This is a genomic window from Nitrosopumilus sp. (genome assembly GCF_025699255.1).
GTDB lineage: Archaea > Thermoproteota > Nitrososphaeria > Nitrososphaerales > Nitrosopumilaceae > Nitrosopumilus.
Window position 1 is genome coordinate 14,091 of record NZ_JAILWA010000011.1, and the last position, 25,602, is coordinate 39,692.

General features: G+C 33.4%; 25 protein-coding genes, 1 tRNA gene and 1 other RNA gene. 14 read left to right on the plus strand and 13 right to left on the minus strand.

The genetic code is table 11. From position 1 onward, the window contains the following. Positions 1–5: 5 nt before the first annotated feature. Complete coding sequence (locus K5781_RS08705; protein ID WP_297442986.1) at positions 6–422, minus strand: SRPBCC family protein; 417 nt, start codon at positions 420–422, stop codon at positions 6–8. 155 nt (positions 423–577) lie between these two features. Here K5781_RS08705 and K5781_RS08710 point away from each other — a divergent pair, with 155 nt between their 5' ends. Together K5781_RS08710 and K5781_RS08715 are read left to right on the plus strand one after the other, a co-directional pair. Then, the gene (locus tag K5781_RS08710; RefSeq protein WP_297442989.1) at positions 578–793 is read left to right on the plus strand and encodes a hypothetical protein; all 216 of its coding nucleotides are present in this window, start codon (positions 578–580) and stop codon (positions 791–793) included. 40 nt (positions 794–833) lie between these two features. Beyond that, positions 834–1,163, plus strand: coding sequence for a tRNA-binding protein (locus K5781_RS08715; protein WP_297442992.1), 330 nt, complete (start codon positions 834–836; stop codon positions 1,161–1,163). 47 nt (positions 1,164–1,210) lie between these two features. Here K5781_RS08715 and K5781_RS08720 read toward each other — a convergent pair whose 3' ends face one another. Beyond that, positions 1,211–1,771, minus strand: a complete 561-nt coding sequence (locus K5781_RS08720) for a TATA-box-binding protein (RefSeq protein WP_014964804.1) — start codon at positions 1,769–1,771, stop codon at positions 1,211–1,213. Between the two features lie 143 nt (positions 1,772–1,914). Between K5781_RS08720 and K5781_RS08725 the strand changes: the two genes are divergently transcribed. Next, on the plus strand, positions 1,915–3,036 hold the full coding sequence (locus K5781_RS08725) for a DUF1512 domain-containing protein (protein WP_297442997.1): 1,122 nt from the start codon (positions 1,915–1,917) through the stop codon (positions 3,034–3,036). After that, positions 3,033–3,215 carry a hypothetical protein gene (locus K5781_RS08730; protein ID WP_297443000.1) on the plus strand — a complete coding sequence of 61 codons (183 nt, stop codon included), beginning with the start codon at positions 3,033–3,035 and terminating at the stop codon, positions 3,213–3,215. The genes K5781_RS08725 and K5781_RS08730 overlap by 4 nt, the downstream gene beginning before the upstream one ends. Before the next feature lie 143 nt (positions 3,216–3,358). On the opposite strand, the gene map is transcribed toward K5781_RS08730, so the two are convergent. Next, positions 3,359–4,255 carry a type II methionyl aminopeptidase gene (gene map, locus K5781_RS08735; RefSeq protein WP_297443003.1) on the minus strand — a complete coding sequence of 299 codons (897 nt, stop codon included), beginning with the start codon at positions 4,253–4,255 and terminating at the stop codon, positions 3,359–3,361. A 72-nt stretch (positions 4,256–4,327) separates the two neighbouring features. Between map and K5781_RS08740 the strand changes: the two genes are divergently transcribed. The 4 genes from K5781_RS08740 (at position 4,328) to K5781_RS08755 (ending at position 8,723) form a co-directional block, all read left to right on the plus strand. Beyond that, positions 4,328–4,404, plus strand: a tRNA-Pro gene (locus tag K5781_RS08740). A 139-nt stretch (positions 4,405–4,543) separates the two neighbouring features. After that, positions 4,544–4,789 carry a hypothetical protein gene (locus K5781_RS08745; protein WP_297443007.1) on the plus strand — a complete coding sequence of 82 codons (246 nt, stop codon included), beginning with the start codon at positions 4,544–4,546 and terminating at the stop codon, positions 4,787–4,789. A gap of 138 nt (positions 4,790–4,927) precedes the next feature. After that, positions 4,928–8,197, plus strand: coding sequence for a lamin tail domain-containing protein (locus K5781_RS08750; RefSeq protein ID WP_297443010.1), 3,270 nt, complete (start codon positions 4,928–4,930; stop codon positions 8,195–8,197). Positions 8,198–8,231: 34 nt separating this feature from the next. Beyond that, positions 8,232–8,723: a DUF367 family protein gene (locus K5781_RS08755; protein WP_297443013.1), complete on the plus strand. Its 492-nt coding sequence runs from the start codon at positions 8,232–8,234 to the stop codon at positions 8,721–8,723. On the opposite strand, the gene K5781_RS08760 is transcribed toward K5781_RS08755, so the two are convergent. Then, entirely contained in the window at positions 8,708–11,173 is a 2,466-nt protein-coding gene (locus K5781_RS08760) for an ABC transporter substrate-binding protein (RefSeq protein WP_297443016.1), read from the minus strand. The two genes, K5781_RS08755 and K5781_RS08760, sit on opposite strands and share 16 nt — an antisense overlap. Before the next feature lie 80 nt (positions 11,174–11,253). On the opposite strand from K5781_RS08760, the gene K5781_RS08765 reads away from it, so the two are divergent. After that, complete coding sequence (locus K5781_RS08765) at positions 11,254–11,907, plus strand: hypothetical protein (protein ID WP_297443019.1); 654 nt, start codon at positions 11,254–11,256, stop codon at positions 11,905–11,907. Here K5781_RS08765 and K5781_RS08770 read toward each other — a convergent pair. The 3 genes from K5781_RS08770 to K5781_RS08780 are packed head-to-tail and all read right to left on the minus strand — an operon-like array spanning position 11,891 to position 14,179. Then, positions 11,891–13,639, minus strand: coding sequence for a DUF2070 family protein (locus K5781_RS08770; protein WP_297443023.1), 1,749 nt, complete (start codon positions 13,637–13,639; stop codon positions 11,891–11,893). The two genes, K5781_RS08765 and K5781_RS08770, sit on opposite strands and share 17 nt — an antisense overlap. Positions 13,640–13,646: 7 nt before the next feature. Further along, positions 13,647–13,814, minus strand: a complete 168-nt coding sequence (locus K5781_RS08775; RefSeq protein ID WP_297443026.1) for a preprotein translocase subunit Sec61beta — start codon at positions 13,812–13,814, stop codon at positions 13,647–13,649. Positions 13,815–13,849: 35 nt separating this feature from the next. Then, positions 13,850–14,179, minus strand: coding sequence for an autoantigen p27 domain-containing protein (locus K5781_RS08780; RefSeq protein ID WP_297443028.1), 330 nt, complete (start codon positions 14,177–14,179; stop codon positions 13,850–13,852). 101 nt (positions 14,180–14,280) lie between these two features. Here K5781_RS08780 and yciH point away from each other — a divergent pair, with 101 nt between their 5' ends. Together yciH and K5781_RS08790 are read left to right on the plus strand one after the other, a co-directional pair. Continuing rightward, on the plus strand, positions 14,281–14,589 hold the full coding sequence (gene yciH, locus K5781_RS08785; protein WP_014964819.1) for a stress response translation initiation inhibitor YciH: 309 nt from the start codon (positions 14,281–14,283) through the stop codon (positions 14,587–14,589). An 8-nt stretch (positions 14,590–14,597) separates the two neighbouring features. Next, positions 14,598–15,587 (plus strand): CPBP family intramembrane glutamic endopeptidase, encoded by a 990-nt coding sequence (locus tag K5781_RS08790; RefSeq protein ID WP_297443032.1) that lies wholly within the window; start codon positions 14,598–14,600, stop codon positions 15,585–15,587. Here the strand turns inward: K5781_RS08790 and K5781_RS08795 are convergent. The 3 genes from K5781_RS08795 to cofD form a co-directional block, all read right to left on the minus strand. Then, positions 15,576–16,484: a TFIIB-type zinc ribbon-containing protein gene (locus K5781_RS08795; RefSeq protein ID WP_014964821.1), complete on the minus strand. Its 909-nt coding sequence runs from the start codon at positions 16,482–16,484 to the stop codon at positions 15,576–15,578. The two genes, K5781_RS08790 and K5781_RS08795, sit on opposite strands and share 12 nt — an antisense overlap. Before the next feature lie 111 nt (positions 16,485–16,595). Next, complete coding sequence (gene cofC / locus K5781_RS08800; RefSeq protein ID WP_297443039.1) at positions 16,596–17,234, minus strand: 2-phospho-L-lactate guanylyltransferase; 639 nt, start codon at positions 17,232–17,234, stop codon at positions 16,596–16,598. 1 nt (position 17,235) lies between these two features. After that, positions 17,236–18,156: a 2-phospho-L-lactate transferase gene (cofD, locus tag K5781_RS08805; protein WP_297443041.1), complete on the minus strand. Its 921-nt coding sequence runs from the start codon at positions 18,154–18,156 to the stop codon at positions 17,236–17,238. Positions 18,157–18,272: 116 nt separating this feature from the next. Between cofD and K5781_RS08810 the strand changes: the two genes are divergently transcribed. Both K5781_RS08810 and K5781_RS08815 read left to right on the plus strand, forming a co-directional pair. Continuing rightward, entirely contained in the window at positions 18,273–19,640 is a 1,368-nt protein-coding gene (locus K5781_RS08810) for a hypothetical protein (RefSeq protein WP_297443044.1), read from the plus strand. A gap of 119 nt (positions 19,641–19,759) precedes the next feature. After that, positions 19,760–19,903, plus strand: coding sequence for a hypothetical protein (locus K5781_RS08815; protein WP_179360222.1), 144 nt, complete (start codon positions 19,760–19,762; stop codon positions 19,901–19,903). Positions 19,904–20,076: 173 nt separating this feature from the next. Here K5781_RS08815 and rnpB read toward each other — a convergent pair. Together rnpB and K5781_RS08825 are read right to left on the minus strand one after the other, a co-directional pair. Continuing rightward, an RNA gene (gene rnpB, locus K5781_RS08820) (RNase P RNA component) lies at positions 20,077–20,355 on the minus strand. Positions 20,356–20,388: 33 nt separating this feature from the next. Beyond that, complete coding sequence (locus K5781_RS08825) at positions 20,389–21,018, minus strand: class I SAM-dependent methyltransferase (RefSeq protein ID WP_297443050.1); 630 nt, start codon at positions 21,016–21,018, stop codon at positions 20,389–20,391. Positions 21,019–21,408: 390 nt separating this feature from the next. On the opposite strand from K5781_RS08825, the gene K5781_RS08830 reads away from it, so the two are divergent. Further along, positions 21,409–24,366, plus strand: coding sequence for a hypothetical protein (locus tag K5781_RS08830; protein WP_297443053.1), 2,958 nt, complete (start codon positions 21,409–21,411; stop codon positions 24,364–24,366). Here the strand turns inward: K5781_RS08830 and K5781_RS08835 are convergent, their stop codons facing one another. After that, complete coding sequence (locus tag K5781_RS08835; RefSeq protein WP_297443056.1) at positions 24,367–25,581, minus strand: NAD(P)/FAD-dependent oxidoreductase; 1,215 nt, start codon at positions 25,579–25,581, stop codon at positions 24,367–24,369. Positions 25,582–25,602: the final 21 nt, after the last annotated feature.

Consider the following 25,602-nt stretch of genomic DNA (forward strand, 5'->3'; position numbering starts at 1 on the left):
GAAGTTTATCTCTCGATTTCTTCTTTGATACTTTGCATGGCCTGTTCAGTTCCGCTTTTGATATGTTTCTTAATCATTCCAGTAAACATGCTCATAATTCCAGTTAATTTGATATCCCAAAATGTAGTAAGTTTTGTCTTTTCTCCATTTTCTGATAAAGATATGATTTTTTCTCCGTCAATAATTCCTTTTGTGAATGTGGCGTGAATTTTTTCTTTTGGATAAATTTTAACTTCCTGCAAACATTTTTGATCTCTAAAAGCAATTGTTACCTCTCTATTGACTGTGTTTCCTTCTTTGGAAATATTCCTGACTTCTTTGGTTCCCTTCCAAAATTTTGGTTCATTGTCAATATCTGAAATTGTATTCCATACTTTGTCTAATGGCGCATTAATTTCTACTTGCACTTCAATAATTGCCATATTCTACGAATATCTAGTCCGCATTAAATATATTAGATTCCAACTGTATTTGAAATAGACTGTGATGGGTAACATGCCTAAAATCCGGAACACTAACTCCAGTTCCAATGGCGTTTGCCATTCTTCCGTCACAGTCACTTAAAATTTGAAAGAAAATGAAACCGACAAAATACATGCCAAAAATTGAAACATTAGATGGTGCGGGTTTTTGGAAAAATGCATATGCACACCAACGAGGAAAATTATTAAAAAAAGTTAATGTCCCTGATGATCAAATAATTGAACTAGTTAACAAAAAGTATATGGAGATTCCTGCTGCATTAAGATATGAAATTGAAACTAGTGGTATTAACAAAAAAGATTTACAATGACATTCGAAATTCATTTTAACGGGAAAAATTAAGATTCAACATGTCTACTGTATCTTATGATGATTTTGCAAAGTTAGACATTAGAGTTGCAAAAATAATTGAAACTGAACCAATAGAAGGAAAATCTAGAATCATTAAAGGTAAAATTGATTTAGGAAATAATGATCAACGTGAAGTAATCATTGGGGGTGCACAATATTTTCAACCAGAAGAAATTGTTGGTAAAACTGTAATTGTTCTTGCAAATCTCGAACCCAAGAAAATGGCAGGTGTTGAATCAAATGCAATGCTTTTAGCTGCTGATGTTGACGACAAACCCTTTTGGTTAACTGTAACTGGTGACGTCCCTTTGGGAAGCCCCATTAAATAACATCTATAAAATTAAAAATTAATGAAAATAGGTTGTTGATTTATGATTTAGTCATAAATCATTAATTTTTTCTCTTCTAGTAATGCATGTAAGTTATTCACAGAACGATATACGTCTGGTTCTTGTTTAGCTCCAGTACAGACAAGTTTTCCTGATGAGAACAACAAAATCACTGTCTTAGGATCAAGCATTCTATGAATGAGACCTGGAAATTGCTCTGGTTCGTACATGCTTCTTGGAAGGGTTCTTGCAGCTTGTTCCAAATGGATTTTTCCACCTAGATTAATTGATGCAACAATGTTCTGAATTGTTACTACTGCGTCTTTTTTTACTTTAATTCCTCCTTTTCGAAGTTTTTGTACAACCGTTTTTACTGCTTTTCTGGCCATTTCTTCAGATTTTGAACCAGTACATACCATTTTTCCTGATGTGAAAATCAAAGTTGCTGTCTTTGGAGTTTTTAATCTGAAAACTAGACCTGGAAATTGATCCGGATGATATTCTACATCTGGAAATGTTCTAGTAATTTCATTCAAATCCATCTTCTGCATTACGTCTGCTGAAGCTACAACATTTTCTACACTTACGATAGGTTTTGTTTGTGGCATATTCGGCTTTTTTTGTATTTGAACTATAATAAAAGCACTCGCCATTATTTACTCTCAAAAACACATTTTTTCTCGAGTGGACAGGTTTGATCTCTAAAATTAGGACGAATGCTTTAATTTGGTTCTGAGAGATCTTGATTCTAGTGAATTTTACTAATTTTGATTTTGATCAACTGTTCTCTATGGGTGATGATTCTAATCCATTAATGATGCTGGTTTGGATACTTCCTATAATCCTCTTTGTATTTTATGGACAACACATTCAACTCTTTGTTACTTCTAGAGAAATTAAAAAAGGATTAAAAAAATTAGATGGATTTAGAGATGAGTCAAGAAATGAGTTAATACATTATGTAAAAAATAATTTAAAACCAAAAGATGATCCAATTAACAAAATTGATACATTTCTAGAATATTTTACAATCATGCCTGTGGATATGGATCCTAATGGCATTGTTGAGAAAGTACGACACACTGTAAGATCTAGAGAAGATTATACTCGAAATCATGTAAAGTCTCTATCTCCTGAAATGAGTGATGTAGAATTAACCAAAGTTCAAACGCTGCTTGAAATTGCATCTTCATTACAAATGATTTACAAAATTATTAATCACATGTTTTTAACTGCCAAAAAACAAAACAACTATCCTTTGATTTTACCTTTACAAATGATTCTTCCTTTTATAATGGAACAAGCAGAAGCAATGAAAGAAGCAATTCCTGCATTTAAAATGAGTCAACCTGTGGGAGATGGAATTGGTCCAATGATTGTTGGGAAAATGATGTTGGATTCTAAAAAAGAAACAGTTGCATTAGAAACAACTCTTTCAAAAACTGATTTTGAAAATAGAACTTTGTATCTTTTAAAAGCTGAAGGTCCTGGTTCTACTGTTGGAAGACCTGCAGACGGATTGGAAAAAATTGTTACAGAAAATAAAATTGATGTAATAATAATGATTGATGCTGCATTAAAAATGGAGGGTGAAGATTCTGCATCTATTGCTCAAGGATTTGGTGCTGCTATTGGTGGTATCGGAACAGAAAGATTTCAAATTGAAGAAATTGCTACAGAGAGAAAAATCCCAATTTTTTCTATAGTTATCAAACAATCTGTCAAAGAAGCTATTACTTTGATGACTAAAGAAATCGCTGATACTGCTGAAGATGTGCGACTACAAGTCTATGAAATGATTCGTGAAAATACTACTGATGGACAATCTATAGTAATTATTGGAGTAGGTAATACCTCGGGAGTTCCACAATGATCTTCTCAAAGAAAAAAATTACTACAGAGTATACTGTAGAACAATGTACAAAATGTGGAACCATTACAAAACGAAAATTCCATCAAGGTGATATTCTATTTACAGAAATATCTCACTGTCATTCATGTGATGGATTAACAAGAATTGAAAAAATCTTTGGTGAAACTGTAGAGCAATAAATCCAATCTTATTTTGTTTTGTATTTCACATTACACGTGGGGCAAAACCATGATGCTTCTTCACCTTGTTCTTTGAACATAAAACCTCCGCATTTGGGACAAGGACTCACTTCTTCACTCAAATATTTTAACTCCTAAAATTTTCATGTTGCTTTTGTAGTGACGGTGACCCCGTTCTCATTTGGAATAAATGTGTGCTCAGCTTGTGCGACTCTTTGTTCATTTACTTCAATTAGAACCGGATATGCCTGTACTGCTTTTTTCTTTACAAGAAAATCTAAAAGTTCCTTGGCTTCTTTTACTTCCCATTCTTTTGTAAGCCATCTGAGTGCAAATGGCAGCATGTTGCAATTCTCCCAAATAAAATCTAATAATTTATCAGCTTCGACATTTTTTGTTTTCTTTCGGGAATTTAACGCAAAGATGTTCTTTATTTTCCCATTTCTTACAAATCCTCCACCTTGTTCAGTTGTAACAAACGGTTCACATGCATATGCTGAATTTTCTGAAAGTGAAAATCCACCAATAGACCAAATATTTGGGATTGATTTTCCTGCATGTATTGTATATTGTTCTAATGAATGACCACTAAGATTTGCAATTGGTTTGTATCCCATTTGTTTAATTGTTGTTTCAATGGTTCTTCCAATGTCACTTGCTTTTACTCCTACCTTGATCATTGCCATTGCATTTCCTAATGCTTCTTCTACAGCTTGCACTAATCCATCATATTGTGCATCATAACATACCGTCACTGCAGTATCTGCAATGTATCCATCGATCTGTGCTCCCAGATCAATTTTAACCAAATCTGTATCTTTGATGGTGATTGGATCATTTGGTTCTGCAGTATAATGAGCTGCAATTTCATTTATGCTGGCATTTACTGGAAATGCACATTTTGCCCCTCTTTTTTTAATTTCATTTTCTACTTCTTCACAAATTTCAAAAACTGTCTTTCCTATCCAGTCTTTTATTCTAACCATTTCTCTAACTTCAGCTGCAATTTTTCCAGCTTTGATGTATTGCTCTGTCTGCACAACTTCGATCTTGATTTTGCCTTTAAAATGATTATCTGTGAAGCTTAAATTGGGCAATTATTTGGATTTGTTGGGATTGTGGTCTAGCTTGGTATGATTCTGCGTTTGGGACGCAGAGGTCGGGAATTCAAATTTCCCCAATCCCACCATCATTATCTTATTATCAAATCATCTCATAATCTAGATGCCGAGCGATGAGGAAGAGTTAGAGTATTGACTTTAAAATGAAGTAAACTAATTGACTGAGCTTCGGCATGTTTTTATGAATAATGCTATTCTTTTGGGATATTGAAATTTGAAAGACGAGATATAGTTTTAATCCTTGGAATTTTTCTTGTTGTGCTTGGAATTACTCAATATGTTCCATTTCACTATTCTGCATTGATTGGAATCTTATTGTATTTTGGAATTAAATTGTATGTTGAAAAGCGACATCAGTCTATTACTAATTCCATTGGAGATGGTTTGTGTATTGACTGTGGTTCCAGAATAATTGCCAACAAATGCTCAAAATGTGACTATTCTCAAGAATAACTCCTACGCATGCCTTAAAACTAAAAAATAGTGTTAAATTTTGATGGTTTTAAGATATCTGACTTTAACAACAAGCTCAACTTTTCCTCAATCCCATTCTAAAATGAGTCTATTAGGCAACAAAATTAGGTGCAATCGATGAATCGTAATATTCCAATTATATTTTCTGTACTTCTTTTTGCTGGAATATTGGCTCCTGCATATGCACAGACCTCTGATCATGTTGTAATTAATGAAGTTGACATAAATCCTCCTGGTGATGATTCTAAAACTATTTCTGAATGGATTGAACTTTACAATCCTACTGATTCTGATGTTGATATAGGTGGATGGAAAATTGCGTCTACTACTGTTCTTAAAAAAACAATGATAATATCATCTGGTACCATAATCAAACCTGGACAATATCTGACATACTCATATCAAAGTTTGTGGTTTACTGATTCAAATGAATCTGTTGAATTAAGAGATGGAAATAATATTGTTGTTGATAAGACTCCAAATTTCAGCGATATTCAAAATGATTTTACTTCTTGGCAGAGACTATATGATGGATATGATTCTGACAGTTTTGGTGATTGGAAATTTGTTACTTCTACTGCTGGCTCATCCAATGGAAAATTAATTCAAACAAAAGATTCAGACACTGTTACAGTTTCTATTTCTTCAGACAAATCATCTTATTTGTTTGGTGAAGTGGCAGTTATTTCTGGAAGTGTGTCTGAAGAAGTTTTTCAATTCAAACCTTTTTTCCAACCTGAAAAGATTGCAATTACTATCTCTGGTCCAAATTTTAACAAAGTAGTTACAATGTATCCAGATCTAAAATTAAATTATAAAACTACCCTTAGTCTACATCAAGTTTTAGGAATTAACGAAGGAAATTATGAAGCAGTTGTTAGTTATGGCGGTTCAACCTCTAGTACAACTTTTTCTGTTGGAAATAAAATATTGGAACAAGAAAATAAAGAAGAATCTGATATTAGTATTCTTACAAACAAGTCACAATACCTTCCGGGAGAAAATGTTTCAATATCTGGATTTGCATCTGAAATAATTCCATTTGAAGGTATGTCATTTACAGTTACTGATGCTAATGGAAAAATTGTTGCAAACGGTAATCTTTTCCCCACCAATGGCAAATTTTCAACTTCGATATATCTTACAACCGTGTCTCCTAATTATGGAGTTTATGAAATCAAAGCCACTTATTTTGACAAATCTGCATCCTCTACTTTTGAAGTAATCCAAGATGTCAAAGAAGACGTTCCTATCTCGTTGTGGACTGACAAAACTGCATATGGTTTAGGCGAGGTTGTCACTATTAGTGGAAGACTAAATGATGTATGGATTAGCAATTTAGATTTGGAAATTGTACAAACTAAACAATCTTCTCTCAGCACTTCAGGTAATTCTGGATTTAAAATCCTAGATAGTGTGAAAATAGAGGGTAACGGCTCGTTTACCTACTCTTTTAAAATTCCTGATAATTCTATTAGATTAGGTGATTACAAAATCACCGTATCCAAAGATATTGGCTCTGCAACAATTATCGCACATGCAGTAAAGGATCCAGAAAACTTCATCCCTTCTAATGATCCTCTGACAATTCAGACTGATGCCGGAATCTATGAATTTTCAGATAAAATTACTATTAGCGGTTTTGTAAAGGACCCTTTTAGTAATTCAAGTTATGGTACTGGCACTCCAGTAAAGGTTTCAATTTCTCATGAGGATGGTTCTCCTTTACAGATTGTTGATTTACAAGAAACAAAAAGACTGGGTGGCGGTGGTGTGATTAATTATGATTTTACTGCCATTCCTGAAACATCTGGAAGATATTCTGTCCAAGTTGATGCTACCAAAAATATCTTTGATGTTGGAAACTATGTGGTGAAGGCACAATATTTGTCACACACTATCACTACTACTTTCTCAATTGTTGATTCTTTGGATTTAGAGGATGGTGCAATTCTTTCTATTGACAAGGATGTATATGGTTTAGGTGAAACTGTTCATCTTACTGGAATATTGCCTCCGACAGGTGACCATTCTGTATCTATTTCTGTTACAAAACCTGATGGTACTAGATCACAATCTGGAGCAACTGTAGAGAATCAACGTTTTTCATGGGAATGGAAAGTTCCTTCTTTTGAGAAACCCCCAATATTGAAAAACGCGGATGGTAGAGATACTCGAATATCTAATTATGGTATTTACAAAATCAAAGTGTCTATACCTTCTGAAACCATGAATATTTTCTTCAAAGTTTCCAAAGATCCTGACAATGACACATTGTCTATGACTCCTCTTTTCGTATCCACTGAAAAATCTCTCTATAAAGCTGGTGAGAAATTAAAAGTAATTGGTAATGTAATTCAAAGAAATCAAGGTGAAGAAGGCTTAGTAGTAAAAGATAGAGTACAATTAAGAATTCTGGATGGTACTTTCCCCTACAAATTAATTCATGAAGCAAATGTGTATCCAAACCAAGGTGGTGAATTTTCAAGCTTGTTTGAATTGCCTGCTACCGTTTTTGATGAAGGTGAATACACTGTTCGTGCAAATTATGGATCAACTCAAACTGAATCCATATTCAGCGTTGCAAATGATTTTGTATTTGGTGTTCAGGATGATTTAGCCTTGTTACTAAATATTGATAAATCTGAATACTATCCTGGTGATACTGTAATTATCTCTGGAAAACCAAACAAGTTAATTTATTTGGAAAAATTTGATGTAGGCGTAATCAAAAAAGGTGAATCTGAAATAAACTGTGGCTCATTCATCTGTGGTAAAAATATTGGACCTGTAAAGACAATTCGCCCTGGTCCTTCTGGTGCATTTACTCATGAATATGTTATTCCAAACAAATCTACATCAATTGGTACATACGAAGTAACAGTTGATGCTGATTTTGATACTGGTTCTGTAAAGTTTGTTGTCTTAGAAAAACCATCTGCTCCAAAATTAGATACGATAATTCAAAAAGAAAACAGGATTGCTGAAAAAACTATCCCTATCTTCACTCAAGAAAAAACTGTAGATGATGTAACTATTGCTCCTAGAGTATTATCTGGCTCATTGATTACTCCTACTAGGGGAGATGAATCTAATGTTGATCTTAAAGTAACTACTGTTACAGGAACTTGCATAATTGGACCAGATGCAGAATGCCTCGTAAGAGAATCTACAAGAAAACCTGGCCAGATTTATGATGTTGTTGAAGTTGATGGAATAAATCTTAATGTTAGGTATAGTGGACCTGATGTTCGTTTAGAAAAATTCAGTATTTTGCCTGAAACTTCAGGAGCCTTCTTGCCTGATGCTAATTGGAATGTTGAGGTACTCAAAGATGAACAGGTTTCACGATTTTACTACAAAGTTACATACAAAACATTAGAGTAAATTCAAAATACTCTGAATCTGACTATTTATTGAAATGAAATTACAAGTCTTAATGTTTTACCAAGATGATCCAAAAAAATGCACTGCTGCTAAAATAGTAAAATTCGGTCTTGCCAAAAATATTAAAAAAATTGGTTCTAAAGGATTGGTTTTGGATCCTTTTTCTGAAAAAACATTATTGCCCAAAGACAAATCTATTGTGAATTCTATAATTGGTATAGATTGTTCTTGGAATCTTGCAGATCAGGCATTTTCTAAAAAATTTGCAGGAATCAAAAGAAAACTTCCTCCATTACTTGCAGGAAATCCTGTAAATTATTCTAAATTAAATAAATTAACTACTGTTGAGGCATTAGCAGCATCATTATTCATTTTGGGTTCAAAAGAACAATCATTAGAATTGCTAAACAAATTCAAATGGGGCCATACTTTTTATGAACTAAACCAAAATCTTTTAGAGGAATATTCTAAATCTGAGAATGAATCTGATATTGTAACTGTTTTAAAAGACTATGGGCTAGTCTGATATTTTTTCTTGAGATACAACACAATCCCTATGATTATTGGAATTAAAATTATCCATGTCAAATATTGCACTTCATTTGTAGAATATTCTATATTTTCATTATCTGTAATTGGTAATTCTGGATTGTTTTCTGTGACAAAAAATGTTTTTTCATAAAAATCTGGTTTTAAGATTGATTTTGAAATTGCAAATATTTTGATGTTATTTGCACCTATGCCTAATTTTTTTGAATTTTCAGGCGATATGTTGATGATTGCTTTGTCATCTAGAATTTTTTGTTCTTCTGATGCAATTTTCTCTCCGTGATTGTTTGTGATGAAATACAGCAATTCATCAGAATTTTTAGTTTCAATTGATATGGTTATTTCTTTCCCACGTTGGATTGCATTATCCATGAATATTTTTTCAATTGATGGGAATGGCGTATTTTCAAATTTACTCCATTCGCCTTTTTTGAATGGATATGTGCTGTCTTCAAAAGATGTAACTTTGATTGTTCTTGATTCTGGAGAATATGACTCTAAATAAAATGGCCCGTTGCTAATAACTGCGTGTTTTTTTGTTTGAATCCATTTAATTGATGCGTCGTATCTTTTGTCATAATAGTCCTGGCTTGAGTTGCCTTCTTTTAATGCTCTAGGTATGTAGTTTTTTTGTTTAAATTCTTCCAAATAATTTTTGAGCATGTTTGCATCTTTTGGAATAATTAATGACAACCAGTTTACATTTTTGTTTGTAGCTCCAGATCTTGAAAATGATGCTTTTCCATCTATTACTGAATTTTCCATAGCTGCCGTAATTTCCCAAGGTACTGTACTCCATAATACTGCCCATTCAGCAATTTCTCCTTCATCAAAATGCCAATAATCCACATATACTTCGATTGTATCTTCATCAATCGGATTTATTCCTCTAATGGTCTGAATACTCTGGGCTGCTCGTGGAGTAAATTCTGTATCAAAAGTCTGGTCTGTTTGATCAGTCTGTGTTCCCCATTCTATTGTAAAATATAATGAATGCAAAATATCATTCATATCCATTTTGACTCCGTTATGCCAATTGCTGAATTTAAAATCAAATGTAACTTTACTGATTGCTTGAGAATTCTCACTTACATTGTCCCATTTTTGTAAATTTGGATTCCAGATTACAGCTTCTTTTGGTATGTTGATTTTATCTGTTGGTCCTTTTGTTTCTACATTCCATGTGGTTCTGACAGGAAATGTTTCTCCTGTGAATGGATGCTTAAACGTAGCAGGATCTGAAATTATTCCCCATATTTGCCTGCTATAACTATCTGTTAATCCCATAATTGGATTCCATGCACCTTGATAGATTTGTTTCACTCCGATAACTAATTCATCGTGTTCACTTTTTGCATTTATTGGTGTAAATCTACTTGGAATCCCAGCTCCGAAATCATTAACCACTCCGTTGATTTTTTCATTTACTATGTACTGATCAATCTTACTTGCCAAAAATATTCTAACTGATTCTGTAATTCCTTCTGCGATTGCATCTTGGATTAGTTTTGTTCTTTGTTCTGCTGTTTCAAAATCTCCTGTATAGATTCTTTGAGTTAATTTATCTAATTTTTCATTTTTGTAATTCCAGTAACTTGGATCATTGAATCCTGGCATATTTGAAAACCATGGAGAATACATTTGACCTAATCCTACTGAATCATACTTGACAAACGCTGAACGATTCCATCCTTCTGTGTATAAACTCCATTTAAGATCTGAAGGATTGGAGCCATATACTACGACAAATGCTTTGTTCAAATCTCCAAAATCTTTCTTAATTGTAAATCCTATCTTTTCTAATTCTGCTGATAACACTTCTCCAATTGATTTTCTTACTGGATCGTCACTTCTAATAAAAATTGTAATTTCAATTGGAGCGTCATCTATTTCCCATTTTCCATTATTCTTGCTTGCTCCCTTTTTGTAAAGTATTTCTGAAATGATTTCTTCTGCAAGACTAGGGTTGTATTTGAAATCATATGCTTCTAGTTGTTCCACTACCGTAAGAAATTCTGGATCTGATGGACTATAGTAAGAGACAATCGGTGAACCGTACCCTCCCATCAATTCATTCACAATTAATTTTCTGTCAACCAGATAATTCAGAGCAAATCTTATTTCTTTCTCAGAAAAAGGATTAAATTTTTCTGATTCTGCCGGATTTACCAAAATACTATATGATCCTCCTGTGGAATCAAACACTTGCAATTCTCCTCTTTCTTTGCTATTTTCTAATCTGTCTGGAGAAATTGTATAATAGTAAATATCCAAATTTCCATTTTTAACTTCTTCAAGTGCTGTATTTTCATCTAGGTATTGTATGAATTTCACTGAATCAAAAAATGTATTTTTATCTGCAAATGATTCATTGTGAATTACTGTTATAATTGAAACCGCTAGTATTATCACTAGCATTTTTTTCATGTTTTTTCTTTTGGCCTCAAGTTATAAAACCTATATCATAATAACTTGATGTTATTATCTCCTAAAACCTATATTCTAACATGAGTCAAAATTTTCAAATGAAAATTCATCCAAAAATGGTTGTTGGATTGCAAGGAATTATTCCAGGAGGGGTGTCCGTCAAAGATTTTTCTGCAGTTACTAAGATAGACTCTGACGATTCTAAAATTATTTTAGATGAATTCATTAAAAATGGAATTGGAAATAGAGAAGATCTTTTTTATTATTTTGAAGATGGGGATAAATTAAAAATTGCAGTTGCTTTACTTGAAAAAGGGTTTCCGATAGATGAAGTTTCTGTTGGATTAGATTGGCGTGATTTTGAAGGCTTGACTGGCGAAATTTTATCTGAAAAAAATTTTGCAGTAATAAAAAACATGATGTTGACCAAGCCTAGAATGGAAATTGATGTTGTGGGAATCAGACTTGGCATTGCAATTTTAATTGATTGTAAGCATTGGAAACGTTATAGCCCATCTTCATTATCTGCCGCTGTAAAAAAGCAGGTAGAAAGAACAAAACAATATGTCTCAAAAACTCCTGGTGCTATGGCTGTGCCTGTAATAGTTACACTGTATCAAGACAAAATTGATTTTATTGATAATGTTCCAATCGTACCTATTTTTCAATTTGCTTCATTTATTGATGAATTTTATGGAAATATTGATCAGATGAAGACTATAGGAACAGACTAGTGATAAAAAATATCACTCCTCCAACCACAAATCCTTTGGTGATTTTTAATGAATTGTCTAATGCTTTAGAATAATCTTCATAGATTCCTTGGCCCATCACTTTTACATTTGCTTCATTTTCTAAAATCTCAAATTTTGATGTCAAAATATTTGTCTCTGCATTTTTTGCAATTTCAAAGAACCATTTTGCAAGTTTGTCTGCACTGGTGATTAATCCTAATTGATAGTAACCATTTCTATTCCTAGCTTTTACAGGAGCGTAATGTGTGTCTGATGTACAAATTTCTAACAAATGATAATCTTTTTTTGCAAATATGTCTATGATTTTCTCTCTTACTCCATTTTCCATATTGTTGGCATCTGCCCATCCAAGAAAATATTTTTTATCATTTAGCTTTAAACAAATTATTCCTAATCCTCCCATCCCTAAATCCTCAGTCCATACATCCATCTCATCTGTGTTGGCATATCCTAATTCAATTGGATGGCTTTCTTTTGTAATGAGAGTGTCAAGACATGATTTTGCTGCTTTTAGCATATCTTCACCATCTTCTTTTGAAATTTCTTCACCCATTGCATTATGGCAATCAACTATCATTGTTCTGCCATAATTTCTATTATTTGCATATTGAACAATGTCTGTTTTCATATAACTTGGAATATCTTCCATGCCGTGTGGTGACAATGACAAAAACAATAACGGGTTATTGCCAAACAGTAATCCTGTCACTCTAGCTTTGTTAATTTGAACTGTTACTGGTTCAGTACACTTTACTCCTTCTTCTTTGACTTTGCTGTTTTCCAAATTTTTAATATATTTTTCAACTTCGTTTCTTGAAGGAAGATTCAATGCATGGTCTGATATGCTGTGCATAACCATTGCTGAATTTGATAGATTTTTGTAAATTAGATATGGAATATTACTTCCTCCCACTGGATGATATGGGCCTGGATGTATCTCTGGTAAGACCATCCTGAATTCTTTCTGTCCATTATTTGCTACAAATTTAATTTGTGCTGTAGATACTTTAGTCTCACTTGAGCGTTGTTCCATTAATTCTTCTGCGTCTTCAAAATCATTGCCTTGAGATGCTAAATATGCCTGAATTGTTTTATGTGTGCTCTCCATAGCCGGCCTTCCAGCTCTATCTGTGAGAACTGACCATACACTTGCTATGATCATAAACGATATTCCATATCCTAAACCCATTGGTTCACTTAATATTGAAATCCACTTTTCTTGTGGAATCAATACCATGTACATTGCCAATGGTTGAATTAAACAAATGGCCCATGCTTTTTTGAGGCTTACTCCAAGCGTGGTTGTATAAATTCCAATTCTAAAACTTGCAAACAACAATAATCCAAATACGATAAAAAACAATTCAATGTTTTTTGATAAAACTATGCTGGATAGAATTCCCATCAACAAAGTAACAGTCCATAACATATTTCCAAAAAGTGATGAATGCAAAGATTTTGAATATTCTTTTTTCTTTGTAAATCGCGTATCTAACAACTGTGTTATTACGAGAACCCCTAAAACCAATGGCAGTCTATACCAATTTTCTTCAAATCCCTGTTCACTTAGATATCCAAAATATGTGGCAAGCACTGTGACACTGGCAACAACTAGTGATATGACTAATGAAAAGTAATGTGATGATGGATTGATTAGTGTTAGAGAGAATCTGTTGTGTATATTTGAAACATCGTCTGGAGCTTTTTCCATTGTTTTTTCACGGAGCTAGAAATAAATCGATTACCCATGATACAGCAATCAAGCTAATTGGAATTGACACTACTATTTTTGGATCCATTTTGAATCCTTTTGTCTCATCTTCAAAGAATCTCATGAGACCTCCACTAGATGCTGGAAGAGGTGCTGATTTCTTATTACTGCTCATTATAACTCGACAACACGGATTTTAACATAAAAACTTTATTGTTTTCCTTTAGTCTTATCTATTGTTTCTAATAGTGAATTGATCGTTTTTAGAATACTTTGCTGTTTTTCATGATCTTTCTCCTTTTCTAATTCTTCTGAAAGCAATTCTAGTTTCTTCTCCAAGGTTTTCTCCAACGTGCTTGATTCTGATGATGAATTTGATTTTGGAATCTCTTTTTTTTCTGGCTGTCTGCCGCATTTAATGCATAATGCTTGTCCTTCTTTCAATACTCTTACGCCCTTACAATATGGACATGGCTCGCTGAGAAGTGTTGCTCCTTTTAGTAGCATTTCTGCGGCTTTTTTTGTTAGATCTTCTGACACTACTTTTCATTAATTTCCTATCTAAAAATTACTTTGTTTTCTATTTTTCTCCAATTCAAACAAGGCTTAATAGTGTGGATAATTGAATTGTTTTCGAACGAATGGCAGTAATTTGTAATACTTGTGGTCTTCCAGAAGATTTGTGTGCTTGTGGTGAGCTTGCCAAAGATAGTACTAAAATTATTATTCGATTAGAAACTAGACGATTCAAGAAAAAAGGAACTATGATTGAAGGTTTGGATCCTAAATTAAATAATTTAGAAACGGTTGCAAAAGAACTCAAAAATAAATATGCATGTGGTGGAACTGCCAAAGAAGGCTATATCTTCTTACAAGGTGATCATAGAGATACAATTAAAGACACTTTGATCAATCTTGGATTTGCTGAAGATACTATAGAACTCCACTAGTGTGAATATTGCAAAATTCAAATAAAATTATTCAATCTATTGGAATTCCTTTCACTGCTTTACTTTCAGTAATCTTTGGTTTGTTGCTTGTATCTTTTCCCATTGGAATCTATGTTGTTTTTGAAACTGATGTTGGTGGAGATATCAATTATGAATTCCCACTAACTCATCTTAGTTTGTTTGAAAATACTGATCTTTATCAGTCTTCAATTGATGTTAGTGTCGGTGATGCTTTTACTCTTTTGTGGGTTTTTTATCTGGCACTGTTTACCCTTGCCATTTTAGGCCCACGACATGATTTTTTCAAAATTCTTACTCCTATCATATCTTTTGGAAAATACGATACTTATGCAAATTATATGATTGGAGTCACAAAATGGTTTTCAATTTTAATTTTAATTTCTGCTGTAATTAACTTTGTACAAGAAGGATTTGGAATGGAAATTGTTCCTCCATTGGTAGATAATGATCTAATTCAATTTTTTTATGTCACTCTTGCTCCTTTGATTGAAGAATTTAGTTTTAGGTTGATTTTAGTTGGAATACCTCTTTTTGCTCTTTATTCAAGCAAATCTTCTGCAAAATATTTTGTAAGATGTTTATGGAATCCTTCTATTTTGAATATTGATGATTCAAAAAAGGCTCTTCTTTTGATCCTCTTTGTAGGTATTCTTTTTGGTTTTTCTCATATTGCCTTTAGCGATTCTTGGAGTAGTGGTAAATTTGCACAGGCTGCTGCAAGTGGCATAATTTTAGGTTGGGTGTATCTTAGATATGGATTCGTGGCTTCACTCTTAATCCACTGGGCAACAAACTACTTTGTTTTTTCATATGTGAATTTCATTTCACAAATCAACATGATTTCAATTGATGAGGCATTTTCACATTCTTTAATGTCTACTTTGGAAATTTTGATTTTAGTTGCAGGTGTTTTTTCTATTTGTATTTTGTTTGTAAATAGATTTAATTCTAAAAGAGAATCCGACTTAGAGGTTTAGAGCTACTTTCAAACCTTTGTACCTGTTTCTAATTGTAACTTCTGTTACTCCTGCAGCTTCTGCAACATCTCTCTGTGTTTTATTTTCACCATTTGTAACACATGCCACATACAGTGCTGCTGCTGCCAATCCCATAGGATCTTTTCCAGCTGAAATTTTTTGCTCTTCTGCAGTTTGCAAAATTTTAGTTGCTTTTCTTTTTGTTTTTTCAGAAAGGCCCGCCTTACTTGCAATTCTTGAAATACATTTCACAGGATCAACAACCGGCATTTTCAAATTCAATTCTCTTAATAACAATCTATAACATCTTGCAATGTCTTTGCGTTTTATGTTGCTTGCTTGTCCTATGTCTTTCAGTGTTCTTGGGGTTTCTGTATCTCTACATGCTGCATATAATGCAGATGCAATTAATGCTGAAATAGAACGGCCTCTGACAAGTCCTTTTTCAAGCGCTTTTCGATAAATGTAAGCTGCTTTTTCAATTACTGAATCCCCTACTGCAAGTTTGTCTTTGAGTCTGTCTAATTCACTAAATGCTTGTCTAAAGTTTCTGTCTACTGGCTCATGAACTTGGCTTCTGCTGTCCCAAGTTCTTAGTCTTTCAATGGTACTTTTCATTGCAGCAGTTAATGGCTTACCTGTTGCGTCTCTGTTTTGTGGGTTGATTACTGTGGCTAATCCCATATCATGCATGGCAAGAGATGTTGGCACCCCTGCTCTGCTTTTGTTTTCGCCCTCATTAGAAAAAGACCTCCATTCTGGTCCTGATTCTTCCACTTTGTCTGTAATCACAAATCCACATTTGCCACAAAAATTCTCTCCTGTATTGGCATCTGTGACTAGTGTGCCTTTGCCACATCTGGGACATTTGTCTTTTGGATTAGTTGTTTTCACCATTTTTTTCAAAACCTTTTATGATAATATTTAACATTTTCTAATTCATTCCTTATAAGTTTGTCTGTGATTTCGTACCTAAAATGGTAATTTTTTTATGTTTTGAGCTAATCGCTACTCTGATTCTAATATTTTTTTAATTCTTTCAGAAATTTCTGGTTTTTCGTTTTGTTCTAATAGGAATTTTAGATCCTCTGAATTATCCACATCCAACATTATTCTTTTCACAAAAACCATTGCTACATTGAGTGTGTGCTCTTTTGCAGTGTTCATATGAATTTTGTAACTGTCTTCATCATAGTGAGTTTTCATCAAATCCACTGGCATTCTGACAAGTGCATTGGTCCCGTCAAATCTTCTTGAGGGAACAATAATTGCAAAATTTGGATGCATCTTATAATTTAACATAAAATCGATATCTTGTGTTTTGATGAATGGGATATCTTGTGGAAATACTATGGATGCATCAAATTTGTTATCAAGTAAATATCTGTCAGCTAACGCAACTGCACTATTGACACTTTCTTCTTTTTCATCAATAATTGTAATGGTGTTAAATTTTTCCCCTATCTCAATTGCCTGCTCTTCTTTTGTAACCATAATGGTTTTTTCAATTTGAGGTGATATTGATAACGTGTGTAAAATTTCTTCTAACATTACTTTGCATAATTCTTCAACTTGATGCTGTGATAAATCTAAACGTGTTTTTGCTTTTGAAAAAGTCTTTACAGGAATGATTGCAGCTGTTTTCAAATTATACGTGTACTTGTTTTAAAATGAAATTTGCTAATGCGTCTTCAGCAAGTTTATTTTTCATGGTGATTTTTGTTTCAAAAACTTTCATGTCCAAACTTTGAATTTTTTTAACTAACATTCTATCTTTTGTATCTACAATTATGTTTGAACATACATCAGAATACATCTTTGCTAATCCATATGCATTTGATTCTATTCCTGCTGCTTGCATGTATTTTGCAGCTGGTCCACTTATTGCATTATCTCCTATTAGAGGACTAATTGCAACAACTTTTTTCTTAATCTTGGATAGTTCTTTTCTGATTCCTTTGATTTGTAACATTGGTCCGATTGATGTTAAAGGGTTTCCTGGTGCCAAAATTACCAAATCTGCATCATGAATTGCATTAACTGCTTCTGGGTTTGGACGAGCTTTATCTGCTCCGATATATTGAATTCCTTCAACAGGATCCTTTCCTCTATGTTTTACCCAATATTCTTGTAAATGCAATTCTCCTTTATCTGTAGTAATTCTTGTTTCAATACTGTTGTCTGTAACTGGAATAATGTTTGCACTAACTGCAAATTTTTCACACATCCATTTTGTAATATCACTAAGATTCTTTCCGTTTTTCAACATATTTGTCCTAATCAGATGAGTTGCTGCATCTCTGTCTCCAACTCTGAACCATGTTTCTTCTCCAAAAACCTCCATTTGACGTAAAAAGTTGAATGTATCTTTCTTCATTCCCCATCCTCTTTCTTGATCAAGTAGATCTGCTAATCCGTATACAATTGTATCAATATCTGGGCAAACATAAAGTCCGTATAACCAATAATTGTCTCCTACATTGCTAATCACATTTACTTTTGATTCTTGGGATACTAGTCCTCTTACTAGTTTCACCGATCCTGTTCCTCCTGCTAAGACTGTAATCATACCATATTCCTCTAAAACTGTAAAACCTGACTTTGTCACTCAATATTACTTTTTCAAAAATTACCGATCTAGTAATTTAGGATAAGTTTATTACCTTTATTTCATGGATTTTACTCGTGTCTCGGGCTGTAATTATGTCTGTTTTGTTAGCAACTCTTATCGTTGTAGGTACTAGTACTCCTGCTTGGGCTGCTCAATTAGATGCAAGAATTAATCCTAATAGCGATACATCTCCGTTTAAGATGAATTACCAAAAAACCATTTTCATTGAATATCCAAACGGTGGTGCATTGTTTGACGAACTCCATGAAAAGACTTGGACATTTGCTGGCACTGCAGATTCTTCAAATCCTGGTGTTCAAAATTTAATGAAAAAATTAAATGAAAATATTGCAGATAATGGAAGTCAAGCTAGAATTTCAGATCTTAATGTTTTATACGATATTCATCTTAAAGGTAGAAATATCAATTCTTCAATAGATTACAAAATTATCCTAACTGGTACATTAAGTGAATATGTAATTACTAAAGATCAAGTTAGAACTTTAGTTGACTTGGGTTGGAGAGGCCTTTCTACAAATGCTGAAATTGTAGTTGACGGTGTTGATATTAACCATCCAATTAACTTACTTGAAGAGGAAGAACCTTTCCTTTATGAAATTATTGCAGGTACTGAAGCTGAAGAGATTCTAAGTAAAAACATGATTAATGCTGATTTTATTTTACAACAACCTTTGACTAACTGGCACTTTTTGTTTGATCCAACCGGTATCAATGTGGATGCTGGAACTTTTGGACTAGATGAAGAAATTGCAGGATTTGTGGTTTCTTCATGGACTATGGGTGAAAGTAGTATCAGAGAAGGCCGTCAAGTTGAGCGAGTGTTTGAAGCAGAAATTAATTCAGATCAACTATATGTTATTCGTAGTGTGCAATCCTCTGATCAAGCTAACTTGTCAACCATAGGTTTTGGTGCTTTAGATATTTTAGATGGTGTTGAAATTGCTGGTGTGACCCCAACTCCTCCTGAAGATTATATGACAACTTCTACTGGTGATTTCCCAGTAATGATAGTTTACGGCATGGCTGGATTAGCAGCTGTTGCAGGTATTGCATTTTTCTTTGTAAGTAATAGATCTCTCAAAAATGAGAAACAAGGCCAACAAGGTATTGACCCAAGTCGATTGGTTGGTTACCAAACAAGTGCTTCTTCTGGTGGTTATCAAACCAACAGAGGTGAAGCTCAACTCAAAGATGATTCTGATTATCAGCAAACTCGAAGTGTTTATGAGAACACTGCTCCTCAGGAGACAACTACCCCACCACCAACTGCAGCTAATCGTGAAGAAGCAGCATGTGGTTGTGCAGCTTCTGCTGAAATGGGCTCTGAATGTGATTGTGCTATGCAAGGCTCTTGCCTTTGTGATGCCTCATGTGGTTGTTCTGCAGATATCTGTAAAGAACAAGTTAATTCCATGAGTTAATCCAGTACTGTTTCTATTTTTAGAATATTTCCACATTTGGGATTATTGATTAGATTTAATCCCAAAGTCAAAAAATTATTTTTGATTATGAAAAAATAGTAGATAATTCAATAAATTGTATGTCTGAAAGATTGACTATAATGCTGAATAGTGATATTGCCAAAAAGCTTAGGGCACTTCAAGCAAAAAAAATCAAAGAATCTTCTTCAACTGTTAGCTTCTCAAGAATTGTAAATGAAGTCTTGGAAAAAGGATTAAAATAATTTTTTACTCTGTTTTAGAAATTTCTGATTTGTGAATTGTCCTAATGTGCCTTTTTAAGTGGCCTTCTCCTGCAATATTTTTCTTACAGTGTGGGCATTGAATTCTTTTTACCATGCGTACATTCATACTTTTTATGAATTTCATATATGAATCATTGTTAAAGTAAAAATATGTGTGCTGGGAGTAACCCTCCTTCTGTTTTCACGATATTTCGCTTTGCAGCCTACCTGAACATAGTACAGGAACTATGAGTTCTGTTTGGCTTTGCTCCATGTGGGTCGTCTGTTTCATTCCTTTTATGGAAACCTCAGGTTTTGCCATCATTGTGCGCCATATTGGATTCTTTTCTGCATCGTTGCCAATCATCTCTGATTATCTATCTCCAGATCACATTTCCTGTTTGGAGGGAGGAGTTTCCTCTGCCGTAGCAGCATGTCGTGCTCCAGCTCACACAGTAATTGTTACTTGTTATTAGATTTGAATATTACTTTGCAGGTTTTGTGCCTATAATGAATAATGTTCCGTATTCTCTTTTCCATTTTTTCTTACTGTTTAAATCTTTGATATGTTTTGTTTTCACATCAAATCCTGCATTTTTAAAAAAACTCTTCCATTCCTTTTTTGGATGAAGGTGCATCTGAATTTTCATTATTCCTTTCCATCTTGCTGTTGCTTTGTTGTCTGTGTAAAAGTCTGTACCGCAAAAAAATTGCCCTCCTGGTTTTAACAATTTGTAAATTTTGTCTAGTGCTACTTCTATAGAGTTTGCATAATACAGTGATTCCATTGAAAAAATAAAATCAAATTTTCCTTTGTATTGCATTGATTCAATATCTGTGTGTATGAATTCTTCTTTTTTGTTTTCTATTTTTTTCTTTGATTGAGTTATCATTTTTTTACTTTTGTCTATTCCAATTGCTTTTCTGCATTGCTTTTCTTTTGCAATTTTTCTTACTACCCATCCGTTTCCACAACCTACATCTAGAAATGTAAATGGTTTTTCAAATGATATTGTATTTAGAAATTTTATGACATTTTTTCCATGTTCTTCCTCCATTAATTCAGCCCTTCCATTTTGAGCCCATTTGTCAAAAGTTTCTCTTACTTTGTCCATGCTTTGAATGCTCTTCTTAATCGTGCTCTTTTTCTTACTGATCATTATGATGAACAATTTCTTCGTGTTTCTTATATTTGATTTTTAATTATTTTTTTTGAACAGAATTGCCTGATGAATCGTGTAGAAATTGTGGTGGAAAACTATCAGAGTATACCAAATGCTCTGAGTGTTTTAAATCAAATAGCATGATTTGTAATGATTGCGAAAAATGTACTGAGGTGCAATTTCATTCATTTTGTATGTCTTATCAGATCTATACTGTACCGACAATTGAGTCCGGCAATTATCCTGAGATGGTTGTCATGGCTTGAATTAAATAAATTCAATAGTTTTTGCATATCATAGCTGCTCAAGTTTTAAGTACTATGAGCCTCGATTTGGATCCTTGTGAGTCGAATTCCTGTAGTGCTAAGCCTGTTTGTAATTCTTTTAATGCCTGTATATGCCTCTGCACAAACTCCTGACAGAATAACTATTTTGGAGGACTTTGGTAATTATGACCGTGGAGAACCATTATTTGTCTATGGACAAATTGCAAACATTGTAGATGATTCTTTCCTAATCATGCAAATTATTAATCCTCAAGGAGACTTGTGCCAAATTCAGCAACTAATTCCTTTACCTAACGGTGCATTCATCACTGATGTAATCCCTCTAGAAGGAAGAATTTGTGGGCTAGATGGCGAATATGAAATCAGATTATTTTATGGAGATTATTCTACATTTACAACCTTTGACGTATCTTCTGATTCCTTTTCCAAACTGACTGAAGACGATCTGCTTTTGTCAGCTAAAAATCTGTTGTCTTTACAAGGTTCTGTGATTAGTGATTTGTTTGATGTCCCTTCCCCTGTTTCTAATCAAACCTCAAATAATTTATCTGAATTGGAATCTGAATATGTTTCACTTTTGAATGAATTTTTTGTAGATGATTTAATTGTTGAAATCAATCCATTAATTAGACCTGCAATTTCTTCATCATTAGATTCTGTACAACAATTATTAGATGATGATGAAATTTCATTTGAAATTGCGCAATCTATTGATGAAACAATCTTTGCATCTGTTTTTTATTATGAAATTGGAGATAAATCAAAAGCAATTGATTTACTGACTGATGTATTTGTAGATATACGAAATGTAAATCCAGAAAAACTTTCTAATCAACGAACTCCTACTTTTGATGAACTAGAAGAAACTCTGTTAAATTTAATGAAAAAATCTGATACGGTTATGAGTAAATCTGTAAAAAGTGAGGTTGCATTCATTTTTGCAAGAGGTACTGCTCCTGTATTCTCTGATGAAATTGGCGAATTAATTGATCTCCTCTCAAAATCTCGTTACTTGGATGTTATATCCAGAAAACAAAGTGACCTTTACAGGTTAGTTCAAAATGACTGGGAATCTCTAAAACCTTCATTGATGGGCAAAGAATCCATTGATGAACTTATTGCATCTTTAACACAGGTTACAGAACTACATCAAGCTGCAATTCTATTACGCGAACTTGATTCTGTTGACCGTTTCATTTCCTCTGATTCTGAAGAAAACAGTGATCTGGCAAATTTGATTCAGCCTGATTGGAATGCTTTGGAAAGAGATTTGGCATTGGCCTCTTCAGTTGAAGATATTTTGGAATCTGAATCAAAAATCACTCAAATGGCACAAGTCATTGATATTTCATCTAGAATTAGTAAAACTGTTGAAATTTCTCAAGTGAGTGGGGTTGATTCTAATCTTGTAAATGACTGGAAATTGCTTTTAGAACAAGTTGAAACTGCTGACTCTGTTGAGGAGATTTTGCTCATTGTTTCAGAATTTGATAACTCTATGACGGAATTACGTGAAAAACGAAATCCTTTGAATGTTTTAGAATTCCAATACAAAACAATGAAAGAAAAAGCTGAATTACAAGCTGATTACCAAAATCTATTTTTGATTGACAATGCTTTGAAAATCATAGATACTGCCAAGCAAATGGAATCTGGAAATCCTTCTATAACTAGAATTGATAGAATTGAAGTTTTGTTAAGTTGGGCAAGTGAAACGTCTTCTAAAATACAAGATGATTTGGATTCATACAACAAGGATGCATACAAAGTTCGCGCTAGCGATATTTTACAACGTGCAAAATCTCTCGAAAATCTAGTTGAATTAAGTTTGACTAAAAACCGATTCTTGCCAAATTATATTGAATTTACTGAAACCTTTAATGAAAAAATTGATAATGTGCGAGATCTGGTGATCAAAAATGATCTTGATCAAGCTGATGAATTAGTTCGTGAATTATTTGAAGAATGGAGTTTGGTTTCCAAAGCATACACTGATGATCCTTACGGTTCTGATGTTGGATATACTGGTGATGAAATCAAAAGAATTGAATTCCGTAAAAAACTTGATATGTTCTCAACCATGGTTTCAACATTTTACAATGCAGGATTCTCAGATTATGTTGATGAATATAATCAAAAAATGGCAGATGCTGATAAAATGATTAGACTGGCAAACTTCGTTGATGTTGAATCCAAGATTTCAGAAATTGGCAACTATCTAAGCGAGCATTTAGTACTGGATAATGAAAGTATCATTTATGAAATTTCTTTTGACGTTGAAAAAGATATTTGGATAATTAATGGAGCTACTGAAAAATCTGTTTTCGATAGGCGTGAAAATCTCTATGTGACTGTTTACAACATGGATGGCACCAAGCACAGTAGTCTTGAATTTACTGATACTAAACAAGGTAATTTTTTCACTCAGTGGATTGCCCCTGCTGATCCTGGTCTTTACATTGTAATGCTTCAATACAAAGACTCCAAGGCTTCACAGATTGTGCATATTGAAGAAGAATTTGATTATGAATACACTACATCTGATTTGAATATGGTTGAACTGGCTCGCGAATTTGAAGAATTGGAGTCATTTGCAGAAGCATTTGGAGGTGAAGGTTTCTCTGAAAATCCTCGATTTGCATCAGTCATCAATGAAATTGAATTTGCATTCAAAGATAAAGATGCTAAAGATGTAGATGAAAATCTCAAAGAATTAAAAACACTCATTGAAAGATACCTTCCAATTCGATCTCGTGTGGCTGTAGTTGAAGCCATCTATGATGATGATAAATTGATTGTATCAGGTGCTGTTCAAAAAACTATTGCCTTTAGAGAAGACTTGTTTGTAGATGTATATGATCAAAGAGGCACTTTGATTGAGGAAATTGCATTAAAGGATAATTCGTCTGGTTTATTTTCTGAAACTGTCTCTCGTTCCTTTGAACCAGGTGTTTATGTGACACAACTACAGTATCATGATGTTGTAGTTACTGATTTCTTTAATGTCCGATAGTCATTTTTTACCTTTTACCAAATTAAATAATTGTCTTACTGCAAGTTTTGGATGATGCGTTGCTAATTTTATCATGTTTGATAATCCAAATTCTGCTTTTATAAAGTCGATAAATTCTTCAGGTTTCAATTCTTTAATTATGTCTAATTCTTTATCCCATTCTTCATCTGTTAGTCCTATCCATCTATCCTGAACCTTTCCTGCAGAATTAATTTTTGATTCTATCTCTTTTCTCCAGTTTTCTTCATAAGGATAAAGTGCTTCTTCTTTGGTATTTCCTGATTTTATTGCATCTGCAACTACTTTACCTGCAACCCTTCCAAATTTTATGGCATATCTGATTCCTTCTAAAACAAGTGGATTTGCTTGTCCTGCTGAATCTCCTACTAAAATTAAATTATTGAAAACTGTTTTTCTAGATAATCCATCATTTGGAATTAATCCATAATGAAATTCAACTTCTGTTATTTTTCCTAATTTTTTTATCGGTCCTAATTTTTTTTCCATTATCTCTTTCAGTCTTTGTGTAGGATCTACATTTGATTCTGGTTTCCCAATCCCTACTCCAATTCTTACAATTTTATTTCCTAAAGGAAATATCCATGCATATCCTGCAGGTGAATATTTCTGCCCTACCATTAACCACCATGTGTCTTCTTCTACATTTTCAACTCTGACTTCATATTCTGCACCTGCCCCAAACCTTTCCCATTGAGGTGCCAATCCCATTGCTTTGCAAATTGTTGAAGGAAATCCTGTTGCGTCAATTACTGTTTTGGCATGAAATGTGGTTTCTCCGTTGGGACCTATCCCCGTCACTCCTGCGATATCTCCATTTTCATCTTTTATTACATTTTTGATATTCGTTTTTACAAAAATATCTGCTCCGTGTTTTTTTGCTTCACCAGCTAACCATCGATATGTTTTCCTAACATCTAAAACTGCTGCTCTTGGCACCTTATCGCTTATTGTAACTTCGTTATTTGGAGAGCAAAATGAAAATTTTTTAATTGGATTAAAACAATCATCTGGAATTCCAAATTCTTTGATATTTTGAATCCATGTGACCCCGCTGGTTCTAACTGTCTCTGCTATTGATTCTTCTTTTTCAAGTAAAGCTACTTTGATGCCCTTTTTTGCTGCGGCAAATGCTGCTGACGAACCCGCTGGCCCTCCTCCTACTACTACTAAGTCATAATCATATTCTTCAGACAATTAATTCCAATCATAATTACC